General features: G+C 65.4%; 21 protein-coding genes, 1 tRNA gene and 1 pseudogene. 4 read left to right on the top strand and 19 right to left on the bottom strand.

The window, feature by feature from the left end:
• Positions 1-710 precede the first annotated feature (710 nt).
• From ABD848_RS01620 to ABD848_RS01605, 4 genes are all read left to right on the top strand, one after another.
• Positions 711-1,622: an ABC transporter permease gene (locus tag ABD848_RS01620; RefSeq protein WP_344966486.1), complete on the top strand. Its 912-nt coding sequence runs from the start codon at positions 711-713 to the stop codon at positions 1,620-1,622.
• Between the two features lie 11 nt (positions 1,623-1,633).
• Positions 1,634-3,778, top strand: coding sequence for a dipeptide ABC transporter ATP-binding protein (locus tag ABD848_RS01615; RefSeq protein ID WP_344966484.1), 2,145 nt, complete (start codon positions 1,634-1,636; stop codon positions 3,776-3,778).
• A 41-nt stretch (positions 3,779-3,819) separates the two neighbouring features.
• The gene (locus ABD848_RS01610; RefSeq protein WP_344966482.1) at positions 3,820-5,547 is read left to right on the top strand and encodes an ABC transporter family substrate-binding protein; all 1,728 of its coding nucleotides are present in this window, start codon (positions 3,820-3,822) and stop codon (positions 5,545-5,547) included.
• Between the two features lie 125 nt (positions 5,548-5,672).
• Entirely contained in the window at positions 5,673-6,056 is a 384-nt protein-coding gene (locus ABD848_RS01605) for a hypothetical protein (protein ID WP_344966480.1), read from the top strand.
• 125 nt (positions 6,057-6,181) lie between these two features.
• Here the strand turns inward: ABD848_RS01605 and ABD848_RS01600 are convergent, their stop codons facing one another.
• The 19 genes and pseudogenes from ABD848_RS01600 to ABD848_RS01515 form a co-directional block, all read right to left on the bottom strand.
• Positions 6,182-6,982, bottom strand: coding sequence for a MinD/ParA family ATP-binding protein (locus ABD848_RS01600; protein WP_344966478.1), 801 nt, complete (start codon positions 6,980-6,982; stop codon positions 6,182-6,184).
• A 392-nt stretch (positions 6,983-7,374) separates the two neighbouring features.
• Positions 7,375-8,025, bottom strand: a complete 651-nt coding sequence (locus ABD848_RS01595) for a C40 family peptidase (protein WP_344966723.1) — start codon at positions 8,023-8,025, stop codon at positions 7,375-7,377.
• A gap of 55 nt (positions 8,026-8,080) precedes the next feature.
• Positions 8,081-8,260, bottom strand: coding sequence for a hypothetical protein (locus ABD848_RS01590; protein ID WP_344966476.1), 180 nt, complete (start codon positions 8,258-8,260; stop codon positions 8,081-8,083).
• A gap of 349 nt (positions 8,261-8,609) precedes the next feature.
• Positions 8,610-9,671, bottom strand: a complete 1,062-nt coding sequence (locus ABD848_RS01585) for an OmpA family protein (RefSeq protein WP_344966474.1) — start codon at positions 9,669-9,671, stop codon at positions 8,610-8,612.
• Positions 9,672-9,753: 82 nt separating this feature from the next.
• On the bottom strand, positions 9,754-10,437 hold the full coding sequence (locus ABD848_RS01580) for a pilus assembly protein TadG-related protein (RefSeq protein ID WP_344966472.1): 684 nt from the start codon (positions 10,435-10,437) through the stop codon (positions 9,754-9,756).
• Positions 10,438-10,475: 38 nt separating this feature from the next.
• A complete protein-coding gene (locus ABD848_RS01575) occupies positions 10,476-10,727 on the bottom strand; it encodes a hypothetical protein (RefSeq protein WP_344966470.1) in 252 nt (83 codons plus the stop codon).
• A gap of 300 nt (positions 10,728-11,027) precedes the next feature.
• The gene (locus ABD848_RS01570) at positions 11,028-11,963 is read right to left on the bottom strand and encodes a type II secretion system F family protein (RefSeq protein WP_344966468.1); all 936 of its coding nucleotides are present in this window, start codon (positions 11,961-11,963) and stop codon (positions 11,028-11,030) included.
• Positions 11,964-12,018: 55 nt separating this feature from the next.
• Positions 12,019-12,939: a type II secretion system F family protein gene (locus tag ABD848_RS01565; RefSeq protein WP_344966721.1), complete on the bottom strand. Its 921-nt coding sequence runs from the start codon at positions 12,937-12,939 to the stop codon at positions 12,019-12,021.
• 8 nt (positions 12,940-12,947) lie between these two features.
• The gene (locus ABD848_RS01560) at positions 12,948-14,279 is read right to left on the bottom strand and encodes a CpaF family protein (protein WP_344966466.1); all 1,332 of its coding nucleotides are present in this window, start codon (positions 14,277-14,279) and stop codon (positions 12,948-12,950) included.
• Positions 14,280-14,294: 15 nt separating this feature from the next.
• Positions 14,295-14,726 carry a TadE/TadG family type IV pilus assembly protein gene (locus ABD848_RS01555; protein WP_344966464.1) on the bottom strand — a complete coding sequence of 144 codons (432 nt, stop codon included), beginning with the start codon at positions 14,724-14,726 and terminating at the stop codon, positions 14,295-14,297.
• A 1-nt stretch (position 14,727) separates the two neighbouring features.
• A complete protein-coding gene (locus ABD848_RS01550; protein ID WP_344966462.1) occupies positions 14,728-16,371 on the bottom strand; it encodes an AAA family ATPase in 1,644 nt (547 codons plus the stop codon).
• Complete coding sequence (gene cpaB / locus ABD848_RS01545) at positions 16,368-17,120, bottom strand: Flp pilus assembly protein CpaB (protein ID WP_344966460.1); 753 nt, start codon at positions 17,118-17,120, stop codon at positions 16,368-16,370. Before cpaB ends, ABD848_RS01550 begins: the two co-directional genes overlap by 4 nt.
• Positions 17,117-18,277: a hypothetical protein gene (locus ABD848_RS01540; protein ID WP_344966459.1), complete on the bottom strand. Its 1,161-nt coding sequence runs from the start codon at positions 18,275-18,277 to the stop codon at positions 17,117-17,119. Before ABD848_RS01540 ends, cpaB begins: the two co-directional genes overlap by 4 nt.
• Positions 18,278-18,696: 419 nt before the next feature.
• A tRNA-His gene (locus ABD848_RS01535) sits at positions 18,697-18,772 on the bottom strand.
• Between the two features lie 62 nt (positions 18,773-18,834).
• Entirely contained in the window at positions 18,835-19,509 is a 675-nt protein-coding gene (gene orn, locus ABD848_RS01530) for an oligoribonuclease (protein ID WP_344966457.1), read from the bottom strand.
• Positions 19,510-19,845: 336 nt separating this feature from the next.
• Positions 19,846-21,153 (bottom strand): hypothetical protein, encoded by a 1,308-nt coding sequence (locus tag ABD848_RS01525; RefSeq protein ID WP_344966455.1) that lies wholly within the window; start codon positions 21,151-21,153, stop codon positions 19,846-19,848.
• Positions 21,154-21,201: 48 nt separating this feature from the next.
• Positions 21,202-21,291, bottom strand: a pseudogene (locus tag ABD848_RS24950) (DUF2510 domain-containing protein); the annotation flags it as partial.
• A gap of 10 nt (positions 21,292-21,301) precedes the next feature.
• Positions 21,302-22,042 carry a hypothetical protein gene (locus ABD848_RS01520; protein ID WP_344966454.1) on the bottom strand — a complete coding sequence of 247 codons (741 nt, stop codon included), beginning with the start codon at positions 22,040-22,042 and terminating at the stop codon, positions 21,302-21,304.
• Positions 22,043-22,251: 209 nt separating this feature from the next.
• A complete protein-coding gene (locus ABD848_RS01515; RefSeq protein WP_344966452.1) occupies positions 22,252-24,054 on the bottom strand; it encodes a substrate-binding domain-containing protein in 1,803 nt (600 codons plus the stop codon).
• Positions 24,055-24,366 lie beyond the last annotated feature (312 nt).

The raw sequence follows: 24,366 nt of genomic DNA, 5'->3' as shown, positions 1-24,366 counted from the left end.
CACCCTCCGCGTGATGCAGCCGGAACCATCGCTCCCAGTTCCGTCCACTCGCCGTGCCTCCGCGTGCCGCCTTCGGCAACTTTCTGAAGTTGAACCATCACCCAGAATCGTCTTCTCTCGGCGTCTTCCCCGCGGCGGTATCCCCTGGCCGGCGCTGACTCCCCCTCGGCGCCGACGCCGGTGACGATCGCGCTCGTCGCCACCCCCACACGAGCTGCCAAGCCCCGATGGGGCGGCAGGAACGGGAGCGGGATGCCCTTGTCCACCCGACCTTTGAGCCGGCGGGGTTCGACTGTCCTCCACCGTCGCCCGCCCTCATCGTCTTTCACCGCGGCCACGCACCGTTTACCTCTGCGGGGCCCCTCAAGCGCGCAGCCCCTGCCGCACCACTCCACCTCTCACAGCTCCGCCGGGAGCCCGCACCAACGTGTCCGGCTCCTCGCCCCACCGCGGCTCCCGCACGCTCGCGATACCCCCAGTACCAGCCGCAACGTAAGGAGAAAAGCCTCCGCGAAGCCACCCCGGCCCACCACGCATCTGCCGTACTGGGCCTCACAGCCGCGCCCGTCATGGCATCGTCGTCGTTAGCCCACTCTCCGCCACGCATGCCGCGACCTTTAGGCACGGGAGGACCGAGCATGCGACAGCCACCCCGTAGCGGTGACCGTTCCGCCCCCTCAACCTCCGCGCCCGCCGTGAAGAGGCCCCCGATGAATCCCCCCACGCACCACATCTTCCCCCGCCGCCGAAGCGGCGACCAGCCTCCCACCCCCCGACGCTGGTCGACGGCGCTTCGCGCCGCCCTGCGACAGCGCCGCGTCGTCGCCGGCCTGGCCACGATCGCGTTCCTGTGCGCTACAGCCTGGCTGGGCCCCCTGCTATCCCCCTGGGGATTCACTGAGCTCGACTACACGGCCTTTTTGCGGCCCCCCTCCTCGCAGCACTGGTTCGGCACCGACGCCACCGGCCGTGACCTCTACGTCACCACCATGGTCGGCCTGCGCAAATCCATCGTCATCGGCCTCCTCGTAGCTATCCTGTCCACCGCGATCGCCGCCACCGTCGGCTCTCTCGCCGGATACTTCCTAGGCTTGCCCGACAGGACCCTCATGTGGCTCACCGACCTGATGCTGGTGCTGCCCGCCTTCCTGGTCCTGGCGATCCTCTCCCCAGCCATCCGCGACAGCGGCTGGATCGGCTTCGTCCTCCTCCTCGCCGCCTTCATGTGGATGGTCACCGCCAAGATGGTGCGCGGCATGACCGTCTCGCTCACCCAACGCGAGTACGTGCTCGCCGCCCGCTACATGGGCGCTTCGGCTCCCCGCATCATCGTCAGCCACATCCTCCCCAACATGTCCTCGCTGCTCATCGTCGACGCGACGATCAACGTCAGTACCGCCATCATCGCCGAAACCTCCCTGTCCTACTTCGGCTTCGGCCTGCGCCCCCCTGATGTCTCCCTCGGCTCCCTCATCGCCGCCGGCGCCGGTCAAGCCCTCACCCATCCCTGGACCTTCGTGTTCTGCACCGGCTTGCTCATCCTCCTCGTACTGGCGGTCAACCTCGTCGGCGGCGGGCTACGCGACGCCCTCGCCCCGGGAACGCGACCACCCCGAGCCTAGGAAAGCCACCGATGCCCGACAGCAACGCACATCCGCGCCCTGACCAGGACGACACACGGCCACCCCACCCCCATCACGGGGACCGCGCACCCGTCCTCGACGTCACCGACCTGCGGGTCACCTTCCCACGCCCCGCCCCAGCCCCCGACATGGCGGTCCTGCGCGGCCTCGACTACGCCCTGTACCGCGGCGAGGTCCTGGGCATCGTCGGCGAGTCCGGATCGGGCAAATCGGTGGCGGCACTGGCCACCATGGGACTCCTTCCCGACCACGCCACCGTGTCGGGCTCAGTGCGCCTCAACGGCCAGCAACTACTCGGCCTCGACGAACGCACTATGGCCACCAAGCGCGGCAGCGCGATCTCCATGGTGTTCCAAGACCCGATGACAGCCCTGACCCCGATCCACACCATCGGCGAACACATCACCGAAGCCGTGCGCACCCACCACCCCGACCTTGGCCGCCACAGCGCCACTGACCGTGCCATACGACTTCTGGAGCTCGTCGGCGTCCCCGACGCGGCCCGCCGCAGTCGAACCTTCCCCCACGAGTGCTCCGGCGGCATGCGTCAGCGCGTCATGATCGCCATCGCCATCGCCAACAACCCCGACGTCATCATCTGCGACGAGCCCACCACAGCCCTCGACCCCACTATCCAGGCCCAGATCCTGGAAACCCTCAAAACCGTCCGCCGCGAGACCGGTGCCGCCATCCTCATCATCAGCCACGACCTCGGCGTGATCGCCGGCCTCGCCGACCGTGTCCTCGTCATGTACGCCGGACGGGCCGTCGAGTCCGGCACCGTCGACGAGGTCTATTACCACAGCCGTATGCCCTACACGATGGGGCTGCTCGCCTCTGCCCCGAACACGACCACCCCCCACCGCGCCGCCCTCAGCCCCATCCCCGGCACGCCTCCCTCCCCAGCGGCTCTCCCACCCGGCTGCCCCTTCTCCCCCCGGTGCCCCATTGCCGTCGACGAATGCGCCACCGGCGAACCCCAACTCCTGCCCACCGCCGCCCCCACCCACCGCGCGGCCTGCCTGCGCGCCTCCCACATCGCCGCCCACGGCTGGTCCGACATCGACCTTTACCCACCCCCCGCCACCGGCCCCAGCCACCCCGCAGCACCGCCCCGCTCCCAGCGCCCCACCGTGCTGGGCGTCGATAACCTCACCAAACACCACCCGCTCCGCGGTCCCACAGCACTCAGTCGCCGCAGCGGCACCATACGCGCCATCGACAACGTCTCCTTCGACATCCGCGAACGCGAAACCCTCGCGCTCGTCGGTGAGTCCGGCTGCGGTAAAACCAGCACCCTCATGGAGATCCTCGAACTCCATCCCCCAGAGCAGGGCCGCATCACAGCCCTCGGCGAAGACACCGCCGCCCTCTCCAGGCGGCAACGCTTCGCCCTGCGCCGCGACCTCCAGGTCGTCTTTCAAGACCCCACTGCCTCACTCGACCCCCGCATGCCCGTGTTCGACCTCATCGCCGAACCCCTACGCATCCACCGCCGCCCCACAGCACAGGTGGCACCGCGCGTACGCGAACTCCTCGCCCTGGTCGACCTGCCCCCCGACCTCGCCCCCCGCCACCCCCGCGAACTCTCCGGGGGGCAGCGCCAGCGCGTCGCCATCGCGCGCGCCCTCGCCCTCAACCCAAAACTGCTCCTCCTCGACGAGCCCCTCTCGGCCCTAGACACTTCCGTCCAAGCCGGCGTCATCAATCTGCTCACCCGGCTACAGCGCCAGTTGGCCCTGTCCTACCTGTTCGTCGCCCACGACCTGGCGGTCATCCGCCACGTCGCCGACCGGATCGCCGTGATGTACCTCGGCGCGCTCGTAGAACTGGGAACGGCCACCGCCGTCTACACCCGACCGGCCCACCCCTACACGCGCGCGCTGCTCTCCGCCGTCCCCATGGCCGACCCCAACCGGGAACGCACCCGCTCTCGCCTGCTACTCATCGGCGATCCCCCCAGCCCCACCCACCTCCCGACGGGGTGCCGGTTCCGGCCTCGCTGTCCCCTCTTCGCCACCCTCACCGAACCCCAGCGAGCCCCCTGCCGGACCACCGAGCCCCCCATGACTTCGCTCCACGACGATGATCACGCCACCGCCTGCCACTACCCCCAGCCCTCACCCGCCACGTGAGTCCGCCCCGGCTCAAACACGCCACACAAGGAGGACGTCCCATGTCCACCGCACGCGCCGCCTCCCTGGTGACGCCCACGCTGACATTGGCGCTGCTCCTCACCGCGTGCAGCCTCACCGGCGGCCACCCGGCCGGCCACCCGGCCGGCGACCCACCCGACCTCGCCGATATCCCCGCCATCGACATCAACGCCAACGACCGCAGCCACACACGCCAAGGCGGGACACTCAACTGGGCGATCGCCCACTGGGGCGGCCAGTTCCAGGCACACCACACCCAAGGCAACCTAGCCGGCCAGGCCCACATCCTCGGCGCCCTCCTGCCCCGCGCCCACACCTTCGACGCGCAGGGCACCCCCGCTCCCAACACCGCCTACGTCGAGCGGACCACCCTCAGCCACGACGGCACCCGCCTCACCTACCACCTCAACCCCGCCGCCACCTGGTCCACCGGCCAGCCCATCACCTGGAATGACTACCGAGCCACCGCTGAACTGCTCAGCACCCCCACCCCCGGCGACTTCGCCACCGGCGGGGCACGGCAAGGCTACGACCGTATCGACCGCATCCTCCCCGGCCACGACGACTACGAGTTCACCCTCGTCTTCTCAGAGCCCTACAGCGAATGGCCCCGACTGTTCGAATTCGTCTACCCGGCCCGCTACATGAGCGACGCCGACGCCTTCAACCACGGCTACCGCGACCGCATCCCCGTCACCGCCGGCCCCTTCAAAGTCGACCACATCGACCCCGCCGCCAAGACCCTCACCCTCGTCCGTGACAACACCTGGTGGGGCACACCCGCCAAACTCGACCGCATCGTCTTCCACACCATGGACCGTGCCGCCATGCCCGGCGCCTTCCTCAACGGCGAGATCGACACCTTCTATCTAGGCCACAACGCATCCGCCTACGAGCGCGTACATGGCCACGAGGGCACCCACGTCACCCGGGCCATCGACAACGGCTACCGCATGATCCAACTCAACGCCGCAAGTCCCGCACTCGCCGATATCGACGTCCGCCGCGCCATCACATACGGCATCGACCGCTCCGTGCTGGCCGACATCTCCCTGCGCCCTATCGATTGGCCCGGCGACCCCACCGTCAACCGGCTCATCCGCTCAAGCCAACCCCACTTCCACGACAACTCCGGCGACTACGGCCACCAAGACCTCGACAAGGCCCGCCGGCTCCTGCGCCGGGCCGGATGGCGGGCCACAAAGGGCACCGACTACCGCCATAACGTCCACGGTGACGAGCTGTCGCTGCGCTACCTCATCCCCGCCGGGCCGGCGATCACCGAGCACGAGGCCACGGCTGTGCAGCACATGCTGGCCGAGATCGGCGTCAAAATCGAAATCGAAACGGTTCCCCTGGACGCCTACCTCAACGACCACCTCCAACGCGGCGACTTCGCCCTCACCTCACTGTCCCTGACCGGCACCACCCCCTACGCCGGCTCCTACCACACCGTCTACGGCGGCCCTTTCGGCCACGACGACAGCGGTGCCCCACACTGGGCCGACAACCACGCCCACCTCTCATCCGCACAGATCAATGACACGTTCCGCCGGATGGCCGCCGAAACCACCCCGAAGCTCTACTACGACCTCGCCAACACCATCGACCGAGCCCTCTGGGACCAGGCCACCTCCATCCCCTTCCTCCAGCGCCCAGGCACCTGGGCGGTACGCGACGATCTCGCCAACTTCGGCGCCTTCGGACTCGCCTCGATCGACTACGCCGACATCGCCTATCTGCACTAACCGCGATCCCGCCTCGAACCGGCGCAACACGCCCAGGCGCGCCCGCGACACCGGATAACTGGGCATACCAAGGGTTGAAGTGGGAAAATCCGTTTCGTAACGGGAATGCGTGTAGGGAGGGGGACATGGATCTCCTCACCTCCTGGCTCGCCGGGATCGCCGCCTGGCTCGTTTTAAACACCATCGGCTCGGTCGTCATCGTCGAATACGCGCCGGCTGAACAGTTGCAGAACTTCGCGTCCTCGGTTGCCTGGAACGGCACGGCCGGCTTTATCGCCTACCTACTGACCGCCGTGGTCGCCGCGCTGGTGCACCGCCGACCCGAGCGACAACGTCTCGGCCGCAACGCGCTCGCCGCGCTCGGCGCCCCAGTGGTGGGAACACTCGGCAACGCGGCCGTTCTCCTGTTCACCCCCGGAGCCCAGTGGGGCGTCTTCTGGTCCTGGTCTGTCATCGCCCTCGCCGGCGCCGTGGTCGGCTGGCTCCTCACCCGCTGGATGCGGGCCTGAAAGGCAGGCTTCGCACTCGTCGGCCACAGTGCCGCCCCGAGACCCTTGGCGGCTCCCACACCACCGACCAGCGTCCCTGGTCAGCCTGCGCCGGTCGTTACGACGGTTGGAGGGGGACCGTCGGCTCAGCGCAGGGGCGCGACACTGGTCGGTGCGGCGAAACCAGCGGCGACCTCCGCGGCCAACTCCAGATACGCCTGCCGGGTCGCCGGTCGCAGCCGATCTAACTCCACCGCCCCGCCCTCTTCCAGATGCCCGTCGTAGGGCACGCGCACGACACCGCGGCACCGTCCGGCGAAGTGCTCTTCCAGTTGCTCGAGGTCGATGTGGCCGCGTTTGGACACACGCGAGATCACCACGACCGCGTTCTTGGCCAGCGGGGCGTGGCCATGGGCCTCCAGCCAATCCAGTGTGGCCGAGGCGCTGCGCGAGCCGTCAACCGAAGGCGGGCTCACCAGCACCATCTGGTCGGCGAGGTCGAGGATGGCACTCATCGCCGAGTGCAGCATGCCGGTCCCGCAGTCAGTGACACACACCGAGTAGAACCGCTCCACGATATCGGCGGTGGCGCGGTAGTCACGGTCGCTGAACGCCTCACTGGCGGCCGGGTCCACATCGGATGCGAGAAATTCCAGCCGAGAGGGGGCTTGGCTCGTGTAGGCACGCACGTCGGCGTAGCGGTGCAGGCGCTCCCGCGCGCGCAGCAGGTCCCGCACCGTCAACTCGCCGCGCAACTCTTGCGGCAGCCGCTCGGTCAACGTTCCCCGATCGGGGTTGGCATCGACCGCGATGACCCGATCCCCCCGCCGGTCGGCCAGCACCGCTCCCAACCCCACCGTGGTGGTGGTCTTGCCGACCCCGCCTTTCAAACTCAACACCGCCACCCGATGGTGGCCACCGTTCACGTGGGTGCGAATCCGCGACACCAATTCCTTGTGTCGAACATCGGCAGGTGATTCCCCGGGGTTGATCCATCCGCGGGAAAGCCGGAACAGCAGCCGCCGCCACCCGCTCGCTGGTGGCGCTTTGGTGTTACGCAGCAACGCTTCCCACGTCAAGTCCTCCGTACGTCCGGGCCGCCATGCCGCCGGTTCCGCAGCGGCGTCCGGTTTCGGCTGCCGGCCCGAGTCGTGTGCAACATCCTGAGGAGAAGACACCAGAGAAAGCTTTCTAGATTCGCGATGTGTTCCGAGCGACTACCCAGGGTGGTCATCTCACGTACGGCACATCCTAGGAGTCGGCTCGAGCGGTTACGCACGGAGGTTTTGACGCGACCGCGGGTACCCGTCCGGTGGGGGAGTCCTCCCGCTTGCGCGGGTCAATCCTGTGGCGGTCGCCCGGCCCCCTCATAGATCGACATCCAGTAGGCGTTCAGCGTCACCTCTTGTACCGGGTCACCGGCGTGCACCATCCGACCGTTCCCGATGTACATTCCCACGTGCGAGGGGGGCGGCTGGTAGGACAGCGTATGGAAGAAAAGGAGATCTCCCGGCTGGAACTGGTGGTCATCGACGGGATCTAGCGCTTTGATCTGGGTCCAGGTCGTTCGGGGGATGCTCACACCGGCGGTGCGCCAGGCGGCCTGCACCAGGCTCGAACAGTCCCACAAGTCGGGGCCGTTGGCGCCCAGCAGATATCGATCTCCCTTCTGCTGTAAGGCGAACGCGATCGCTGTTGCGGCGTCTCCCGTTCCTTCGACCTCTCCGCTCCAGGCCCCGGTCAGGTTGAAGTCCGCCTCTTTGGGAACGGCGGGCCGGTCGTGCGCCGTCCACGTCTCACCATCGCATTCGGGACCTTCGATCAGGCACACCATTTCGCGTACACCGTCGTTGAACTCGTCGCTCAGGCTCATGTTCGCCACCGCTGTGATGACCCCTGCCGCGACGAGGACAGCCACAGCGGTCTCGGTGACAGACGCACCACTGTCATCCCCGGCATTGCGAGGCCGGAGTCGTGAGAAAGCGTTCATGGACACAAGCTGACTCCTTTAGTGAGGGGCGAGAAGTCGCTAGGTACGGCGTAGGTTACTGGACAGGCACATCCTCAACCGGCTCGAACCCGGGAATCTCCACCGTCACCTCGGTGACATCCTCCGGAATCGAATACATGGACCAGTAGGTGACCTCCTCATTGGGGCCGACCACGGCAGCGAACTCGGGGGGTTTAGTGTCACCGGAGCACAGGCAGTGGGTCTCGGTGTCCATCAGCGGGTGGAATCTTTTCTCCTCCTGCTTGTCGAAGAGGGTGACTCCGCTGAACGAGGGGCCGGTATAGAAATACGTCCGTCCGATCAGACTGCCGGTGGTGATGTTCTGGTTACCGCTGTTGGCTAAAGTCCAGACCAGCGAAGTTGCCTCTCCCGATTCGGCGCGGGTTATTTCGTTGATCCTTACACTTCCACCGGCAGTATTCCCGCTGTTGCTGTTGGCTTGACCGAGTGTGGCGAGTTCCGTCGCCGAGTTCGCTGTCGGTGTGTTTATTAAAGCAAAAAATGTCAGCGCACAAGCGCCTAAGGCGAACTGTCGTCTCAGTGGTCTATCCTTCTCTTTGGAGTCATTTCTCGAATTTCACGGTCACGCGCCGGTTCTTGGCGCGCCCTTTCTCTGAGTCATTGCTTGCCACCGGTTGGCTTGAGCCGTGCCCAGCAACCTCATAGTTGATCCCGTCGCGTTTTATTAGCTCCTTTAGTTTTTTGCTGACGGACTTCGCTCGGGCTTCGGATAGCGGAATGTTGATTTCGTCGACCCCTTTATTGTCGGTGTGTCCGTCGATTTCTACAGTAGTGGCCCCCGAGGAATCTATTTCTTTGGCGACTCGTTCCAGGGTTTGGTTTGCTTTGTCAGTAAGACTTGACTCTTCGAAGTCGAATAGGACATCGGACGAGAGCATAATAGCGATTTCTTCTCCGGTCTCTGCCCGTCCAGTGGAGTCTGAGATTTTATCGGTAAATGATCGAATTTCTACGATCTGGGGGTTTGCGAGCTCTTGTTTAGGTGGCGTTCCCTGGCTTTCGCCGATGGGTATATCGAGCAGCGGTGGCGTTATTGGGGTTATTACGGAAATTTTCTCTAAATTTTCAGGTGGCGCCGGGAAAGCGATCCATATATCCAGCGTCTGTCCGGGGGATATGTTGGCCGAGTCTCGCCAATCGCTGCAATAGCAACTTCCGTTGCTTAACTCTAGAGGGTGATAACGCTTTCTATTTTTGAGGTCAAGGAGAGTGACGTTTTTTGCCGTTCCTGCTTTGCCGCCTGAGCTCAGGGCGTTCAGGAATAAGATTCCATTGTTGCTTTTGTTGGTTATTCCGAGGTCAAGTCGGAGGATATTTGGTGTTCTCCGTTCCAGTCGATAGACCTCAACACTTAGTTGCTTTCCGGCTGTTGTGGATGTGGTTAGCGAATTTGCAAGCGACTCAGGGGATTGATCATCCGCTGCTTCGTCAGGCGGAACCTGAGATGAAGATGCAGTCGAAGGTTCGCCATTAGGTTGCGGTGTCTCACTATCTGAAATAACGCAGCCAGACAGTAGCAGTATGGCCAGGAAGGCCGGCAGCTGAAATAAAGAATAATTTTTTACTATCTTCTCTGGTCTTTTTTTGGGAGGGGTGACATTCACTGCTCTTCCTCTCATATTTTCCGTTTTGTGTCAGTGTCCTCATGGCTTCTGGTTTATCTTTCCAGCGTTATGATTAAGCCAATTATGGGGATGTGGAAGGTTCGGCTGGCGGGCTCACTGAAGGGCTGGGTTCCTCATAAGGGGTTCCGTTGAACAAGTACTCACCCTCCTTGTCGGTGAGTGTGACATCGATGACCGAGCGAGCTGCGGCCAACGAATTGATCGCCACACCATCGCAGGATTTCGTCTCACCGACGAACCACCCATTGCATTCCTCAGGAAGCTCCAACGTAGCTATCGCCGCCGCGTTGCCGACATGCTCGGCTTCGCCTTCGTCGTCACAGGCGGTGTCGTTCCAGTGCTGGCTTCCGTCATCCGCCAACTCTGCTTGGCAGGCTGACCCTCGCACCTCGACCCGAACCGTATGCCCGTACAGTCCCATGCTGTCGTCGCTGGCCCTGATGTCGGTGAGTACCGCGCCGTTGGCCTCCGCGTACTCCTCCGCGCGCCGTTCACCCGTCACCGGATCCCAGCGGGCCATCACATAACCGCCGGTGTACAGCCCTTCAGCAGCCTCGTCCTTCATGACGCTGACGGCGGCTATCGCCGCCGCATCCGCTGCCGTTTGCGCCCGCGAGCGCATGGTGTTGGCATCCCCGATCCTCAAGAACAGCAGAACCAGAGCGAGAAGTGACAGTGTCAGGCTGAAGAGGAGAAGCAAGGTGGCTTGCCCGTCCTCTTCACGCCTAAATTCTCTACGAAACATATGTTTACCGCGGATCCGGAAAAATTATCGGAACCCGATTACGGAGCCGGGGCGTTGCCACCGCCACCGCCGTCTCCTGCGCCATTGCCCCCGCCACCGCTCAGTGCCTGGTCAACACCATTCTGAATCGCATCGCTGATCTGATCTTGTAGCCCCAACCCGAACACCAGGCTGGCGATCAGGCCGACCAAGATCACTACTGCGGCGTATTCGAGCATGCTCGCGCCCTGGTCAGGGTGGTTTTCTAGGGCCGTGCGGCGGGATGTGAGGAAGTTGTGCAGCTTGTTCATGATTTGCTCCCTGTTTGCTGAGGGGAAGGGCGAGCTATCAGCGGCCTTGCTGGCGACGGTAACAATCTACGGATTGCTCCGTCTCTAGAAAAGAGTCTGCTGGGTTGTCCACGCCAGAGGTGGCCCTAACTGGGTGAATGGCACTGTATGTCTGCAATTTCGTCGAATGCTGTTGACGAATTGTTATCCACACTGTGGATTCTCCGGTGCCTGGGACAACAGCGCTCGTGGTGCTGGGGAACCGCCCGGTTCACCGTGTGCGCTGCCGCTACGGGGAAACGCCAAGCAACGGAACATCGTTCAGCCTCCCAGCAATACGCCGAGGTTGAGATCGGTGCCCAAGAACAGCGCACCGGTGACGAGGATGAGCAGCCCGGGCAGCATCGTCGCTGCCGTGACCGCTGTAACGCGGGGGTTCACCCGTTGGGCCTTCCGCCGCAGGTACTGGGCGTCCTGGCGACGCATGTCCTGGCTAATCTCCATCAGAGCTTGTGACAACGGCGCACCCAACTCTTCGGCCTGCTGGATGGCAGTGACGAACTTGTTCAGCGCGTCATTGCGATTGCGTCGCCGCAGCGCATCAAATGCTTCGCGTCGCGGGGTGCCCAGCTCCATCTGCCGCAACGCGATGCGGAACTCGTCAGAAAGCGCTCCCGGCATGGCGGTGGCCACCCGCTCCAGCGACGAGCGAAACGCCATGCCGGCGCCAACGGTTACCGCCAGGACATCCAAGAAATCCGGCAGTTGAGACTGGATCGCGTCTTGGCGTTCGCGTCCCTTCACGAACAGGTCGAGGTCGGTGAGGGTGGCGAACGCCGCCACAATCAACGCGAGAAAGGGGGCGCCGTTGAGGTAGACCAGCAACGCCCCAATGCCGTAGATCAGGACCTCGCCGACCTTGCGGCGCACGTAGCGTTCGACTGTGAGGTTGTCGGGGCGTCCAGCGGCCTCGATACGGCGCTTGATCCGCTCGTTTTGGCGTTGCCCAAGTAGCTCCATCACGGATCGCCCCAACGGGGTGCCCAAAAGTTCCGTGAACCGGTGCAGGATGAAGGTTCGGTTCGCGGTGGAGCCCGACGGGCGAGGCGGTTCAATCTCCAACGCGACGTGGCTCTTGGCGGTCGCCAGATGGAATCCCCACACCCCCAGCACCACGACCAGTGCCGCGCCCGCGCTCAAGGCGACGAGCAGCAGGTACGGGCCGATGTCAGGGGGGATGAACAGGGGGGCGGGCATCGGTTCCTCCAGCGGCGGCGGCCGAGGATCGAGGGGCGATCCTCGGCTGGGGTTGTCAGAAGTCGATCCTGGTGATCCTGCGCACGAGCACTAAGCCGAAGATGAACAGCAGAGCCGATAGGCCCAGGACAAGCTGTCCCGCCAAACTCGCGGTCATGTTGCGCAGGATGTCAGGCAGGATCGCGTTGATCAGGAAGAGTGCCCCGACCCCCATGAGGCCGAGCGCCCACGTGGTGCTCGTGGTCTCGGTGAGGATGGTGCGTACCTCACGACGGGTCTCCTTACGGTTCTCCAAAGTCTCGGAGATGTTGCGCAGACTGGTCACCAGCGACCCGCCGGCCCTGGAAGCGACGAGGAGCGTGCTGGTCAACACGCCGAGTTCCCGGGAGGGCATCCGTTTCGACAGGTCGTTTAGGGCCGTCTCGAAAGGCTGGCCCACCTTCATGGCTTGTGCGAGCCGGCGCATCTCCGAGCCCGCGGGATCGTCGAGCTCGTCTGCGGCCATGTCGATGGCGGTGGGCAGCGCCAACCCGGCAGAGGTCGCGTTCGACAGCACACGCGCGAGTTCGGGGAGTTGGCCGGTGAACTCCTCCCGCCGCCGCTCCTCTTGGCGGCGCAGGTAAGAGAAGAAGAGCCAACCGACGCCCACCGCTGCGGCGATACCGAACACCGGCGCCAGAATCTGCCACACGAAGATCACGGCGAGCACTGCGGCGGCCACCATGGCCACCACGAACGTCGATACGCGCACCTCCACGCCCGAGCGGGCGATGCGTCGACTGAGCCGGCGTCCTAGTTCGGTGCGGTGGAGGGCGACGTCGAGCCGCGCCAATGGTGTGCGGGCGCGGCGCTCGACCTCATCCAGAGCGCTGCGGGCGACGAGCATGCGGCGTTGCTCCGCTCCCGCGGTCAGTTCGTAGAGGCCCCAGATAGCCACGGCGAGCACGAGGGTCGTGCCCACGAGCACACCGGCCATGAGGAGGTTCACCGCGCCTCCCGGATGCTGTCGGAGCCTTCGTCGCTGACGCCGAAGGAAGCGGGGATGGTTTCACCGGCGTGGTAGACACGTTCGGCGATGTTGCGTGGTAGCGGGTGGGGCTGGAACTCGCCGCGCACAACCCGGTCCGGGCTCAGTGGTTGGGTGCGGAACTCCAGGACCTGTTGGAGCCGGAACTGTTCGCGCCGGTGTGAGGCGACGACAGCGATTTCACTGACGCGCCGGGAACCGTCGGCCCAGCGTCCTAGGTGAACGATGACGTCCACCGCGTTGTTGACCTGGTCGCGTACGGCCTCAAAGGGGATCTTCACCTCGCTCATCGTCGCCAGTGTCTGCAACCGGTACATGGCGTCGTCGGCGGAGTTGGCGTGCACCGTTACCAGCGAGCCGTCATGGCCGGTGTTCATGGCTTGCAGCATGTCAAGGGTTTCCGCCCCACGAACCTCACCGACGATGATGCGGTCGGGGCGCATGCGTAGCGCATTGCGCACAAGGTCGCGGATGGAGACGTCTCCCTGGCCCTCGATGTTGGGGGGCCGCGACTCCAGCCGGATCACGTGCTCTTGAAGGAGTTGCAGCTCCGCTGAGTCCTCGATGGTAACGATGCGTTCGTCAGCGGGCAGGAAGCCGGAGAGCGCGTTGAGGAACGTGGTCTTACCGGTTCCGGTTCCCCCTGAGACCACCACGTTGCAGCGCGCCCGAACCAGCGAGGCCAGCAGGATGCCGGTGGCGGTGTCGAGGCTGCCGAGCTCCACCAGCTCCTCGATCCGGTAGGGGCGGGGGAACCGGCGGATGGTCAGGATAGGGCCGGACAGCGACAGTGGCGGAATGATGACGTTGACGCGCTCACCGGTGGGCATCCGGGCGTCCACCATCGGACTGGACTCGTCCACTCGCCGGTTCACTTGCGAGACGATGCGGTCGATCGTTTGGTAGAGCTGCTCTTCGCTGGCGAAGGTGGTGTCGATGCGTTCCACGCGCCCCTTGCGCTCGATGTAGACGTGGTCGGGCCCGTTCACCATGATCTCGGTGACGGACTCGTCGGCCAGGAGGGGCTCCAACACGCCGAGTCCAAGCGCCTCGTCGACCACTCGCCGGATGAGGTTGCCTCGTTCTCGGTCGCTGAGCACAGGGCCTTCCCGCGAGAGGATGTGCCCGACGACCTTTTCGAGCCGGATACGGCGCTGGGTGAGGCTGAGGAGGGCCAGGTCGTCGAGGTTGATCTCGTCGAGCAAGCGCTGGCGCCAGTGGGCGATACTGCCGCGGTCGGGGCGCTGTTCCGCCTGGTTGTCTGCGTCGATACGGTCTTTGAGTCCCATGGGGCGCTACAGTCCTTACACGTTGGGCATGTCGACGCGGCGGGTGATGGAGATGCCGAGATCGGCGGCGGAGAACAGGATCGGCAGCCCCACCGAGACTTGGGTGTAGTAACCGCCGGAGTCGTTGGGTGCGCTGCGGATGCTGGCGTCTTCCAGCCAGTCCGGAAGAGCGTCCCGGGCTACGGTTTCCGCGGCGGCCGTCCCTTGCGATCCTGCCACGCGCGCCCCGGCGCGGGCTGCCGACTCCACCCGCTCGATGGCCACGAACGCCAGGAACGCCTCAATGGCCAGCACCGCCGTCAGCAGCAGGAGAGGGAAGTAGGCAGCGAACTCCAGCAGCTGTGACCCTCGGTCGTCGCGCCGACTCGTATCGTGGTTGTGTCGTGGACCGGCCCAGGCGCTGGTGCCGCAGAGGGGGTCGGTGCGTGGATGCCCCGATAGCCTCATCTCACGCCTCCGGATAGATCCGTGACTCGCCGGTGACGTCCAGCGGCCCCGCGGTTCCCGGCAGGACAAGGGGCATCGCTATGCTCACCCGCACGTACTGCGCGTCGTCGTGGGGAGTGATAGTAAGAGCGAAGGTACTGGAGTCGTCCCATGGCGCGCGTACCCGCTTTTTGGCCTCTTCGATGATGCGTTCCTGGTTGTCGGGGGTGACTGCGGCCTGCCGCGCGCCTTCGGCGGCGGCGTGGCTGGCATACATCGCAGTGATTCCCAGCAGCAGCACTTGCCACACCGTGAGTAGTGCCAGCAGCAGCAGTGGCACCAAGGCGGCGAACTCCGTGATGGCGGCCCCACGGTCGTCCCGACTGTGCCGGCTGCGCCGCGGCCCCGTCGAGGTGGAGCCGCTGGGGGGAGTTCCTACTGCGCCTAAGGCGGGCTCGTTCGTGTGGTCGCCTCCGTCCCCGGCTTCGGTCGCCTCGGCCGAGGTGGGCTCTTCCAGCATCCCCAGTTCCGCGGCGGTGCGGTTGAACGCGCGCCGCAGTGACTCGTCGGTGACCCGGTTGGGGTCGCCGGTGTTCTCCCCCTCCTCCAGCGCTCGATAGTTCGCGGGGATCGTGGTTTTCAGCAGCGGCACGCCCAGGAGTTTGCGGGCGAATTCGGGCTGGATCTCGTTGCGTCGACTGTGCCGGACCAGCACACCGGTGACGTCGTGCGGCTTGCGGATCTGGAGCCGTTCCCACATGGCCAGCAGCCGCTGGGCGCCGCGCACGGCGGGCAGGTCGGGGGTGAGGGTGACCAGGGTGGTGTCGGCCAACTCCACAGCCATGGCTGTGGCCTCGTTCATGGTGGAACCGCAGTCGACGATGACGAGTTCGTAACGCGAGCGTAGCGAGCCGAGCACCTGCCGTGCGGCGCGCGCCGTCACGTCCTCGCCGCGTTCTCCCTGGTCTGGTGAGAGCAGGATGTGGGGGCCGTCAGGGTGCACGTAGAGCGTGTCGGCGAGCATCGCCGCGCTGATGTCGTCGGCGGCCTCGACGAGATCGACGATGCTGCGCCGATGCTTGAGGTCGAGGAAGCTGGTCAGGTCGCCGGTTTGCAGGTCGAGATCGACCAGACAGACCACGCGTTTGGCTCGGGCGGCGGCCATCGCTAGGTGCACCGCCATGGTCGTGGTGCCCACGCCGCCTTTAGCTCCGCTCAGCGCCACGATCGATCCGCGCTGACCCGTCACGGGCAGGTCCAGCGAAGCGGCTTCCAGGTGGCGGCGCAGTGTGCGCGACCAGTCGGCGGCGTTGCTGACCCGAGCCCGTAGCTCCTCCAGGGTGGCCTCGGTGGAGACCACACCGCGCGCCCCCGCCTCCATGGCTCCGGTGAAGGTGTCAGGGGTGATCTCGCTGACGACCAGGATGACCGCGAGCTGGGGATGGTTGCGCGACAGGTCACGGATGAGGTCCAGGACCGGGAGGGGACCGAGGTCCTCGTGGATTACGACCACGTCGAGGCCGGGGAGTTGGGCCACGGTCTCCACGACTTCGCGCGACGATCGATGGGCGCTCACCACATCGGCCTCGGCGAGTTCGTCGAAGCGGGTGTTGAGTGACGCCTCCAGCTCAGCCGTGGGCGTGCCCAAGAGGATGCGGTAGTTCACGGGGTACCTCCCGCACCGGTGTCGCCTCCGGAGGCGGGCTCTTCAAGGTTGGTGTCGGAGCAGAATCGCTCTATGCCCGGATCGCCGCCTCCGCGCTGGCTGACCAGTGCCAGGCGAAGTTTGCCGGAGAACGCCTCGGAGTAGGTCAGCCGTAGCGCGTCAGTCGCGTTCAGCCGGAACGTCACCGGAACGACGCCGGATGCCTGGCCGGTGTTGGCGTCGACCTGGTCTTGGATCTCACCGATCTCCAGGACCTGCACCTCGGTCAGTACCCGGATAGCGCACGCCGGCTGGTTCCCGGAAGCGCTGTAGGTGCCGTAGATGTCGACGATGGAGCCCTGGTGCACCTTGCCGGCCACGCCGGTTTCCGCGTCGACCATGATGGCGATCTCGCGCTCTCCCGTCTCCAGCGTCGGAGCGGGGATCAGCATGCTGGTCTGGAGCATCGATCCGGCTTTGAGGGGGGTGGCCGCAACGATTTCCTCGGTGCCCGGCTCCGCGCCGACTTCTGCGAGGTCGGTGATGAAGGTCTCGGAGAAGAAACCGGCCGGTACCTGCGTGGCCTCCACCATGTCGCTGGTGACGGGCTCGTAGGCTGCAACGTCTTGGGTCAGCCGCATGACGGTGCGGTACTCGCCGAGTCTGCTCTGCACGGAGTTGACATAGGACAAGACAGAGAAGAACACCGCGATAGCGCCGATGCCGGCCACGATCATCAACACTACGCCGCGCCGCTGTCGGGGATTCATACTTTTCCGTTTCTAGGGGGAGCCGGCCTGGACGAGGGGTTGAGCGGCTGTTGCGCCGGATGTCCGTTGGGTGCCATAGGTAGCGAGTTCGGGGGTGAGGCTCCGCCACCCAGGGGGCCTCTCCGAGGTGGTGGCGTCGGCGCTTCGGGGGCAGAGTTTTCGTTGCTCGGGCCCTCGTGGGGCGGGGGAGGGCTCGGGGACGAACCGGGGTGGGACTCGGCCTTTGCGGCGGTGGCCGCTGAAAGGGTCGCGGGGGAGGGGGGTAGGTCTCGAGCGCGCGAATAGGAGGGCGGACGCCCTACCGGTGTGGAGTTGACTGCGCCGCAGAAGGGACAGTAGGTCGCGGTGACCTGCTCGCTGCACCACGCGCAGCTTGTGGGGCGGATGGAGTTGACCACGTAGGTGAGGGCTTGTGGGTGCGCGCTGAACGCCACGAACTCCACATATTTCGTCGACCCCCAGTAGGTAGTCCCGAGCGGTTGCTCGGAGAGGGCGCGCACGGCGACCGGGCGTAGCGAGGGAGACACCAGGGATTCAAACGCCGAGGTGTCGACCTCGGCGGGAGCGGCCCACAACATCTGCACGGGGTCGGTGGGACGGGCGGGCAGGTTGGCGGCTACGTCGCCTTTGCGTAGTCGCCCCACACGTGGCACGGGAGCGCAGAAGGCCAGGAAGGACACTCCAGGGGCGTAGGAGCCCATGTGTTGGCGCACGGATGTGGGCAGGGTCTCCAGGTTGCTGACCCTTCTCAGCCAGGCGCCGCCAACCATGTGCTTGGGGAGCTCCTCAGCCAGGGCAGCGACCATACCGGCCGGCAGGTAGGGGGAGAGGTAGGCGAGTTGGTCGGCCAGCAGCGAGATGGTCAACGGGGCCAGATCGACGCCGACGGCGGCAATGTGGTCGGTGCGCAATGTGCCTCGGGCGAATTGAATGGCACGCCACGCCGCCTCTGATTGCCATTTCGGGTAGAGTGCAACGATTTTGCGTCCCGCCGCCATCTGGCCACGGGAGAAATCGACAAAATCTCCCCACTCTTGGGTTAAATCGTCACCACGCATCCCGAAACGCCAGGCCTGGGCATCTCCGAGATGCCCGGTGCCGGGGATGTCGGCGAGCAGGGCGACAGTGCTCACCGAGCGAGGGCGTGCGCTGGTCACGATGCAAGCTCCCTCGGGGTAGGCGCTTGATGTGGATGGGAATGGCAGGCGCTACGCGCTACCCACTCGCCGAATAGCTATCTGAAGTCGTATCGTAACGAATTCCGTCAAGTACAGCGGTAGGTGGGTACGGTTGGGGCGGAAAATACGCATGGTGCTCATGTCCGTTTTCAGGTGCTTCTGTGCCTGACGTCGCTCGCTGGTCGGACCCTGCTTTCCAGCATGGCGCATGGGCTGGCCCCGTGCCCACCCGTGGGCTCCCATCCCACACGGAACGACCACAAGGGGTATGCCGGAGCGCCGTCGTGACCCTTTTGTTGCCTCGCCGCAGCACGCTCCCGTCGCTGCGTCGTCCTCTTGTCTTGTAGCTAGGGGACACAACAAAGGCGCACCGGCCGAGGGCCGATGCGCCTTCCACGTGGGGTGAGTGAGGGGACTTGAACCCCCGACTCCCAGGACCACAACCTGGTGCTCTGCCGACTGAGCTACACCCACCACGACCGCAGGGTCGCCATAACGCGCCTTACCTGGCTAACGCTGTCAGCGCCCGCGCTCTTTCACGATTCTAGCGGCTTTCCGGGAGTGCTTTGCTCATTTTCTGCCGACATGGCTTCCGAGTCGTCCACCACACCGCTGCCGCCGGCGACGATGTCGGCGGCGATCCCCCGCGCGGTCGCGCTGTCGGGGCCGGGCGGGGCCACGAAGGCCGCTGCTCGGTAGTAGCGCAGCTCCTGGATGCTCTCGGTGATGTCGGCGAGGGCACGGTGGCCGCCGTTCTTACTGGGGCTGGCGAAGTACACTCGCGGATACCAGCGGCGCAGCAACTCTTTGATGCTGGAGACATCCACCATGCGGTAGTGCAGGTGTTCATCGATGCGAGGCATGTCACGTGCCAGGAACATGCGATCGGTCGCGATCGAGTTTCCGCACAAGGGGGCCTTTTTGGGGTCGGGCACGAAACGTTTGATGTGCTCAAGCACACTGTCCTCGGCCTCAGACAGCGTGACGCCCTTGTCGAGTACCTCCAGCAGCCCGGACTCGGTGTGCATCTGCGTGACGAACTCGCCCATCTGGTCCAGAGCCGCCTGCGGCGGTTTGATGACCACATCGATGCCCTCGTCGAGCTGGTTGAGGTCGCCATCAGTGATCAGACAGGCGAGTTCGATCAGCGCGTCTTGTTTGAGATCGAGCCCCGTCATCTCACAGTCGATCCACACCAGATTGTCGTTCATAGTGGCCAGCTTAGGACTTCTTACTGGTAAAACAGGAGGTTGCGATAGGAATGTGTCCACTCTGGGGCGGATCTGAACTTCGGGGCGCCGTTTCCCGGGGCCAGCCGATCAGCGGCACACCCAGGGGTAACGTCTCCCACTGACACTGCTGTTCCAGGACCCCTCCCATCCTCGGGATCGACGACGTCATCTATCCGGTGAAGCGGTGCTCCACGAAGTACCGCGGCGGGAGCCGCGCGCTCGTTCTGGCTACAGCGCTACCGCTAAGCCGTTCTCCCCGAGGGGGTGTCCGCATAGACGAGGTCTCGTGCGGTCCAGGCCGCCGCTCCGAGGGGACTACAGGAGTACCGGCACGTAGATCCCGAACCACTCACCCATGAAGTCATAGACACCGGCGAGCTGAACGAATCCTGCCACGACCAGCAGGGTGACGATGAGTAGGAGGAACAGGAAACACCCCATGCACCCGCGACACCCCCCTTTCTTCTTGGGCGGCGGCACCGGATAGGGGGATGGCCCCATGGGGCGTCCCCACTGGTCCCGGCCACCGCCCATAGGTGGCTGCCCCGGGTAGCCCTGATGGCCAGGGGCATTCACCTGGGGAGGGGGCTGCGCTCCCGGCGGGTAGTGCCCGTGCTGGCCTCCGGGGTAGGGGGCCGGTTGTCGATTGTCGCGGCGTTTTTGCTGCCGAGGGCGCTGCTGTGGAGGTGGCTGCTGTGGGGGATAGTGCTGGTACCCCGGTGGGGGTGGCGGCGTCGGCCCGTAACCCTGCTGAGGTCCCGAGGGGGGCAGGTAAGGCTGGGGCGGTGGATAGTAGGGAGGGTGCTGTGGCCCTGAGGGGGCTGCTGGAGGCGCGGGGGGAGGAGCGGGATGACCGCCCGAGCCGCCTTGCGCCGGTGGGGGCGGGGAGCCCGCTCCCGGGGTTTGCTGGCCCGCCTGGCCGGGGGAACCTGAGGGGTCCGGCGGAGGTGGGGCGGCGGCCTGGCGCCTCTCGGCATCGCGGCGTTCCTGCTCCTCGCGGGCTTGGCGCTCGCGGCGCTGTTCCTCCTGTTGGCGCGCCTGCCGTTCCGCGTTGCGTTTCGCTTCCTCTTCGGCTTTCTCCGCTGCCCTGCGCCGTTGTTCCTCCTGGCGCTGCTTGCGATCCTCGGCGAGATCGGAACGGTAGTCCTGTAACCCTTCTCGGAGGTCGCCGAGGAACTTGTTGATCTTGGAGCCGGCCTGCTGATCCTTCGGCTCCGCGTCGCCGGAGCCGGCCGCGGCAGTGAACATCGGCTCGTTGGGATCGAACACAGCCGTTTTCGGCGTGTCCTGGGAAATGTCGTCGGAGGGCGAGACCTGGGGGTCGATCCGTGTGGTGGCGTCGGTGAGTTCGGAGGTGGGGGCGTCGTCTTCTGGGGGGTCGATGCGCATGGTGGCGGGGTCGTCGTTGGCGACCGGTGAGCCGACCTGTGTGGGGGCTTCGCGCGCGCTGTCGCTGAGGTCGGAGGTGGGGGTCTCGCCACTGAGGTCGGAGGTGGGGGCGTCATCCGGGCTCTCACCCTGCCTGCTGAGGCCGTCTGTCTCCGCCGTGGGCGCCGCATGTTCCTGACTGCTTAGCTGCGCGCCGAGATCGGTGGTCGGCTGTTCAGCGTCTGCGCCCGTCACGTCCGGTGCGGACGTTTTTCCGGTCAGTTCCGCCAATGAGCGGACGTGGCGCGTCCACTCCGTTCCATTCCACCAACGAACCTGGTCGGCGTCACCGTGCGGATCCGCGTACCAGCCTGGCTCGATCGATCCACCCATGGCGGACAGACTAAAGGGTTCCCCGGCCTTGGACGACCATTGGCCGTTCGTTCCTCGCAGTGGACTCGGCAGGGTCGGATTCTGGCCACCACGTGCTCACCGGCTCGTGAGGTTGTTTCGGGGCAGTTGGCTGCTCCAGCGTGGGAACCACCTCTTCCGGCGCAGGGAGCGGGGAGGCGGGGCGCTGGCGGGGGATGGGCAGTTCGAGCATTGCCTCCGGATTGATCGCTCCAGGGTCCTGCGCTCGTGCTCCCGGTACCTGGGAGTGGCCGAAGTGTCCCCCCTGCGACCACAGCCGTTGACTCGCGCGGTCACGCTGAGGGGTGGTTTCGCCGCCAGTGGGGCGTCCCGCCGGCCAACGGCGTGGGATGTGCCAGGAATCCAGCCAAGCCATGATCGTTTCCAGTCCGAGGAGCCGGTCGTTGGTGAAGGGGAGCTGTGCGGACCCCACGACCCGGATGAGGACGCAGACCCGCCCCTCCAGCGCGCGGTCGACGCCCTCGGATTGCAGTTGACCTGTCGCCGCCGCTGTGGCGGGCAACAGTTGTGCGACTTCGCCAGTCAGGGGGTTCCATACGAGGTGGGCACTGTGCCCGGCCGCTATGAGCCACTCGGCCGCGGCCCGGGCGGTCAACGCAGCGGGATCGGAACCGGTTGTCTGCCACACGGCGCGTGGAGCGCCCCCTTTGAGGGCGCCTCCGGTGGGGGTGCCGTGGACTCGTTCGGCGTTGGGCAACCACGCTTTGGCCATGGCGGCCACCTCTCAGCGATTTCACATGATTTCCGTCCCCCCTGAGTACGCGAATGCGCCCGTTAAGTCCATAGGTGTCACTGAATGAGGAAGGACGATCTGTCTGTCTGGTCGCATGAATCCGGATACCCATGGGAATCGCCTGGTGGCACGTGGCCAGGGTCGGTCACGTGCCACCAGGGACGGCGGGAGGGCGGCTTCCCTTCGGCTTACTCCCCGGACGAGCCGGTTACGCGGTTGATTCGTAGTGCGAAGGAGTCCAGAAAGATGTCGTCGATCTCGGTGGGGTCGTCGGTGGTGTAGGCGGCGCCGCCGGTGATCTCGGCAACTTGGCGCAGCGGTTCGGGGTCGATCTCGGGGCCGAACGAGATGGAGATGACAGAGACGGGTCGGTCCGTTCGGTGCTCTTCTTCCAGTGTCTCTAGCAGTTCTTCCAGTGAGATGCTGGTGGCGTCGTCGTTGTTGCCGTCGGTGAGGACCAGGACCGTGTTCACGCGGTCGGCTTTGTAGGTGCGGGCCATCTCGCGGTAGGCGGCGAGGATGGAGTCGTAGAGCCCGGTGTCGCCCGTGGGCTTGGGTTGGGCCTGCGCCAGGGCGTTGATGAGGACCTCTTGCTGCGTGCCGTTCTCAAGCTCGGTGTTGAGTGCGCGTGGCGGCACGCGCTCGCGGTAGTCCCGGTCGCCGTCGAGCTTGACGGAGAACTCCCATAGGCCCAGTTCGGCGTTTGGGGGGAACATCTTCGTTCCTTCGATCGCCGCCTTTGAGGTCACGCCCATCCGGGTCAGACCGGTTCCCGGAACGGGTTCAGCCATCGATCCCGAGATATCAAGGATGGTCAACATTCGGGATTTCAGCTTGAGCTGGTTCCATGCCGTCACCAACTCCTCGATGTCCTTCTCGCTCGGGGTGGGAAAGCCCTGTGGGGCCTGCTCCTGGAAACCGAGACGGTCGCTCAGCACGTTGGCGTCGGCCTCTCCCGCGCTGGAGCGGAACCCTTCGGCCATGATTCTGGCCTGGGCCTCAGACGTGGATAGCCGTTCCCGGAAAGCATCGGCGGCCAGGGAGAGCAGGGGCTCCTCGGTGCGCACGATGTAGGGGTAGTCCAGTGCGTAGGTGCCGCTGTCGGGATAGTGCACCTTCGCCGGCGTGTCGGGGTGCTGGGAGCTGTAGCGCCAGGCCGCCTGCTCTGGAAGGACCAGCACGGTCTCGCTCGCGTCACCGCCGAGGGTGGTGAACGCCGTCGATTCGTCCTCGGCTACGTTTTTTTGCAGTGATTGCAGGGCCGCGATGAGCGTGGCCTGGTTTTCCTGGGCGTTACCGATCGCCTCTTTCACCAGTGCTAGAGATGCCAGTCCTGAGGAGCTGCGCAGCGGGTCGATCAACTGTACGTCGTAGCCGGCGTTCCTTTCCGCCGCGGCAGCCAGGAGCGCTTTCCATGACAGGGGCGGTTCGCCTGCGTCGTTGTCCTCTGCGGCGTCGTCGGCTGGGCTCTGGCTCGCCTGGCCCGCGCCGGCGTTGGCCGGTTGGGTCAACACCAGCGGAGAGGTGGCTACCGATGTCCCGGTGGTGGTGATGGTGGCCTCTGGTGCGTCGCGGGTGACGATGGAGGGCCATAGCGAAGAGTCGGGAATCCACACGTGAGAGTCGGTATCGCCCATGGTGGGGCCGGTCCCGGTGATGCCGTAGGTGATGTTGGCCGATTCCACTCCCCGCACTGCGACGTGGACGCACCGGCCTTCCACGCCGTGCTTCTCGGCGTTGAAGTCGTCGGCGATCCGGGTGAGTACCGGCGCGATGTCCGGTGCAGCGGCGACGTCCAACGCGACGTCTTGGCCGCCGCAGCCACCTTGTCGGTCGATCAGTACCCAGCCGGTTACTCCCAGGCCGAGCAGAATCGCGAAGGCGGCTGCGAATGCGGCGATCGCACCGCCTTTGCCGCGGCGTCGGCGAAGCTGGGCGCGTCGGCGCCGGGAGTGATCCTCATCTGCGGAGTATCCGCGGTGGCGTGCCAAGGTGTCCTCACGGGGAGATGGTTACCGAAGAGTTCAGTCGCAGAACGGTACTCAACTCGCACGTGTGAATAAAGAGTGACGCAGGTGCTCGAACGTCCCCGGGGCGGGAGGGACGACGTCGAGTTCTGGACTTGATGGCCGATGGAATTGGGGATTTCCGTTATGTGGAAACTGGGGGAGGGGGTGGGGTGGGGCAGGATGTTGAGTGATCCGTGCTCAAATCGTGATCTTGAGGGGTTCGCCCGCCAGTGCTCCTCCTGTCGATAGCCACGAACCGCGTTGCCTGACGATGCGCTCCGCCGCTTCCGGCGA

Origin of the sequence: Salinactinospora qingdaonensis (genome assembly GCF_039539445.1) — a bacterium.
GTDB classification, from domain to species: Bacteria; Actinomycetota; Actinomycetes; order Streptosporangiales; family Streptosporangiaceae; genus Salinactinospora; species Salinactinospora qingdaonensis.
The sequence above is the reverse complement of the archived record's forward strand: the minus strand, read 5'-3'. Positions and strand labels throughout refer to the sequence as shown.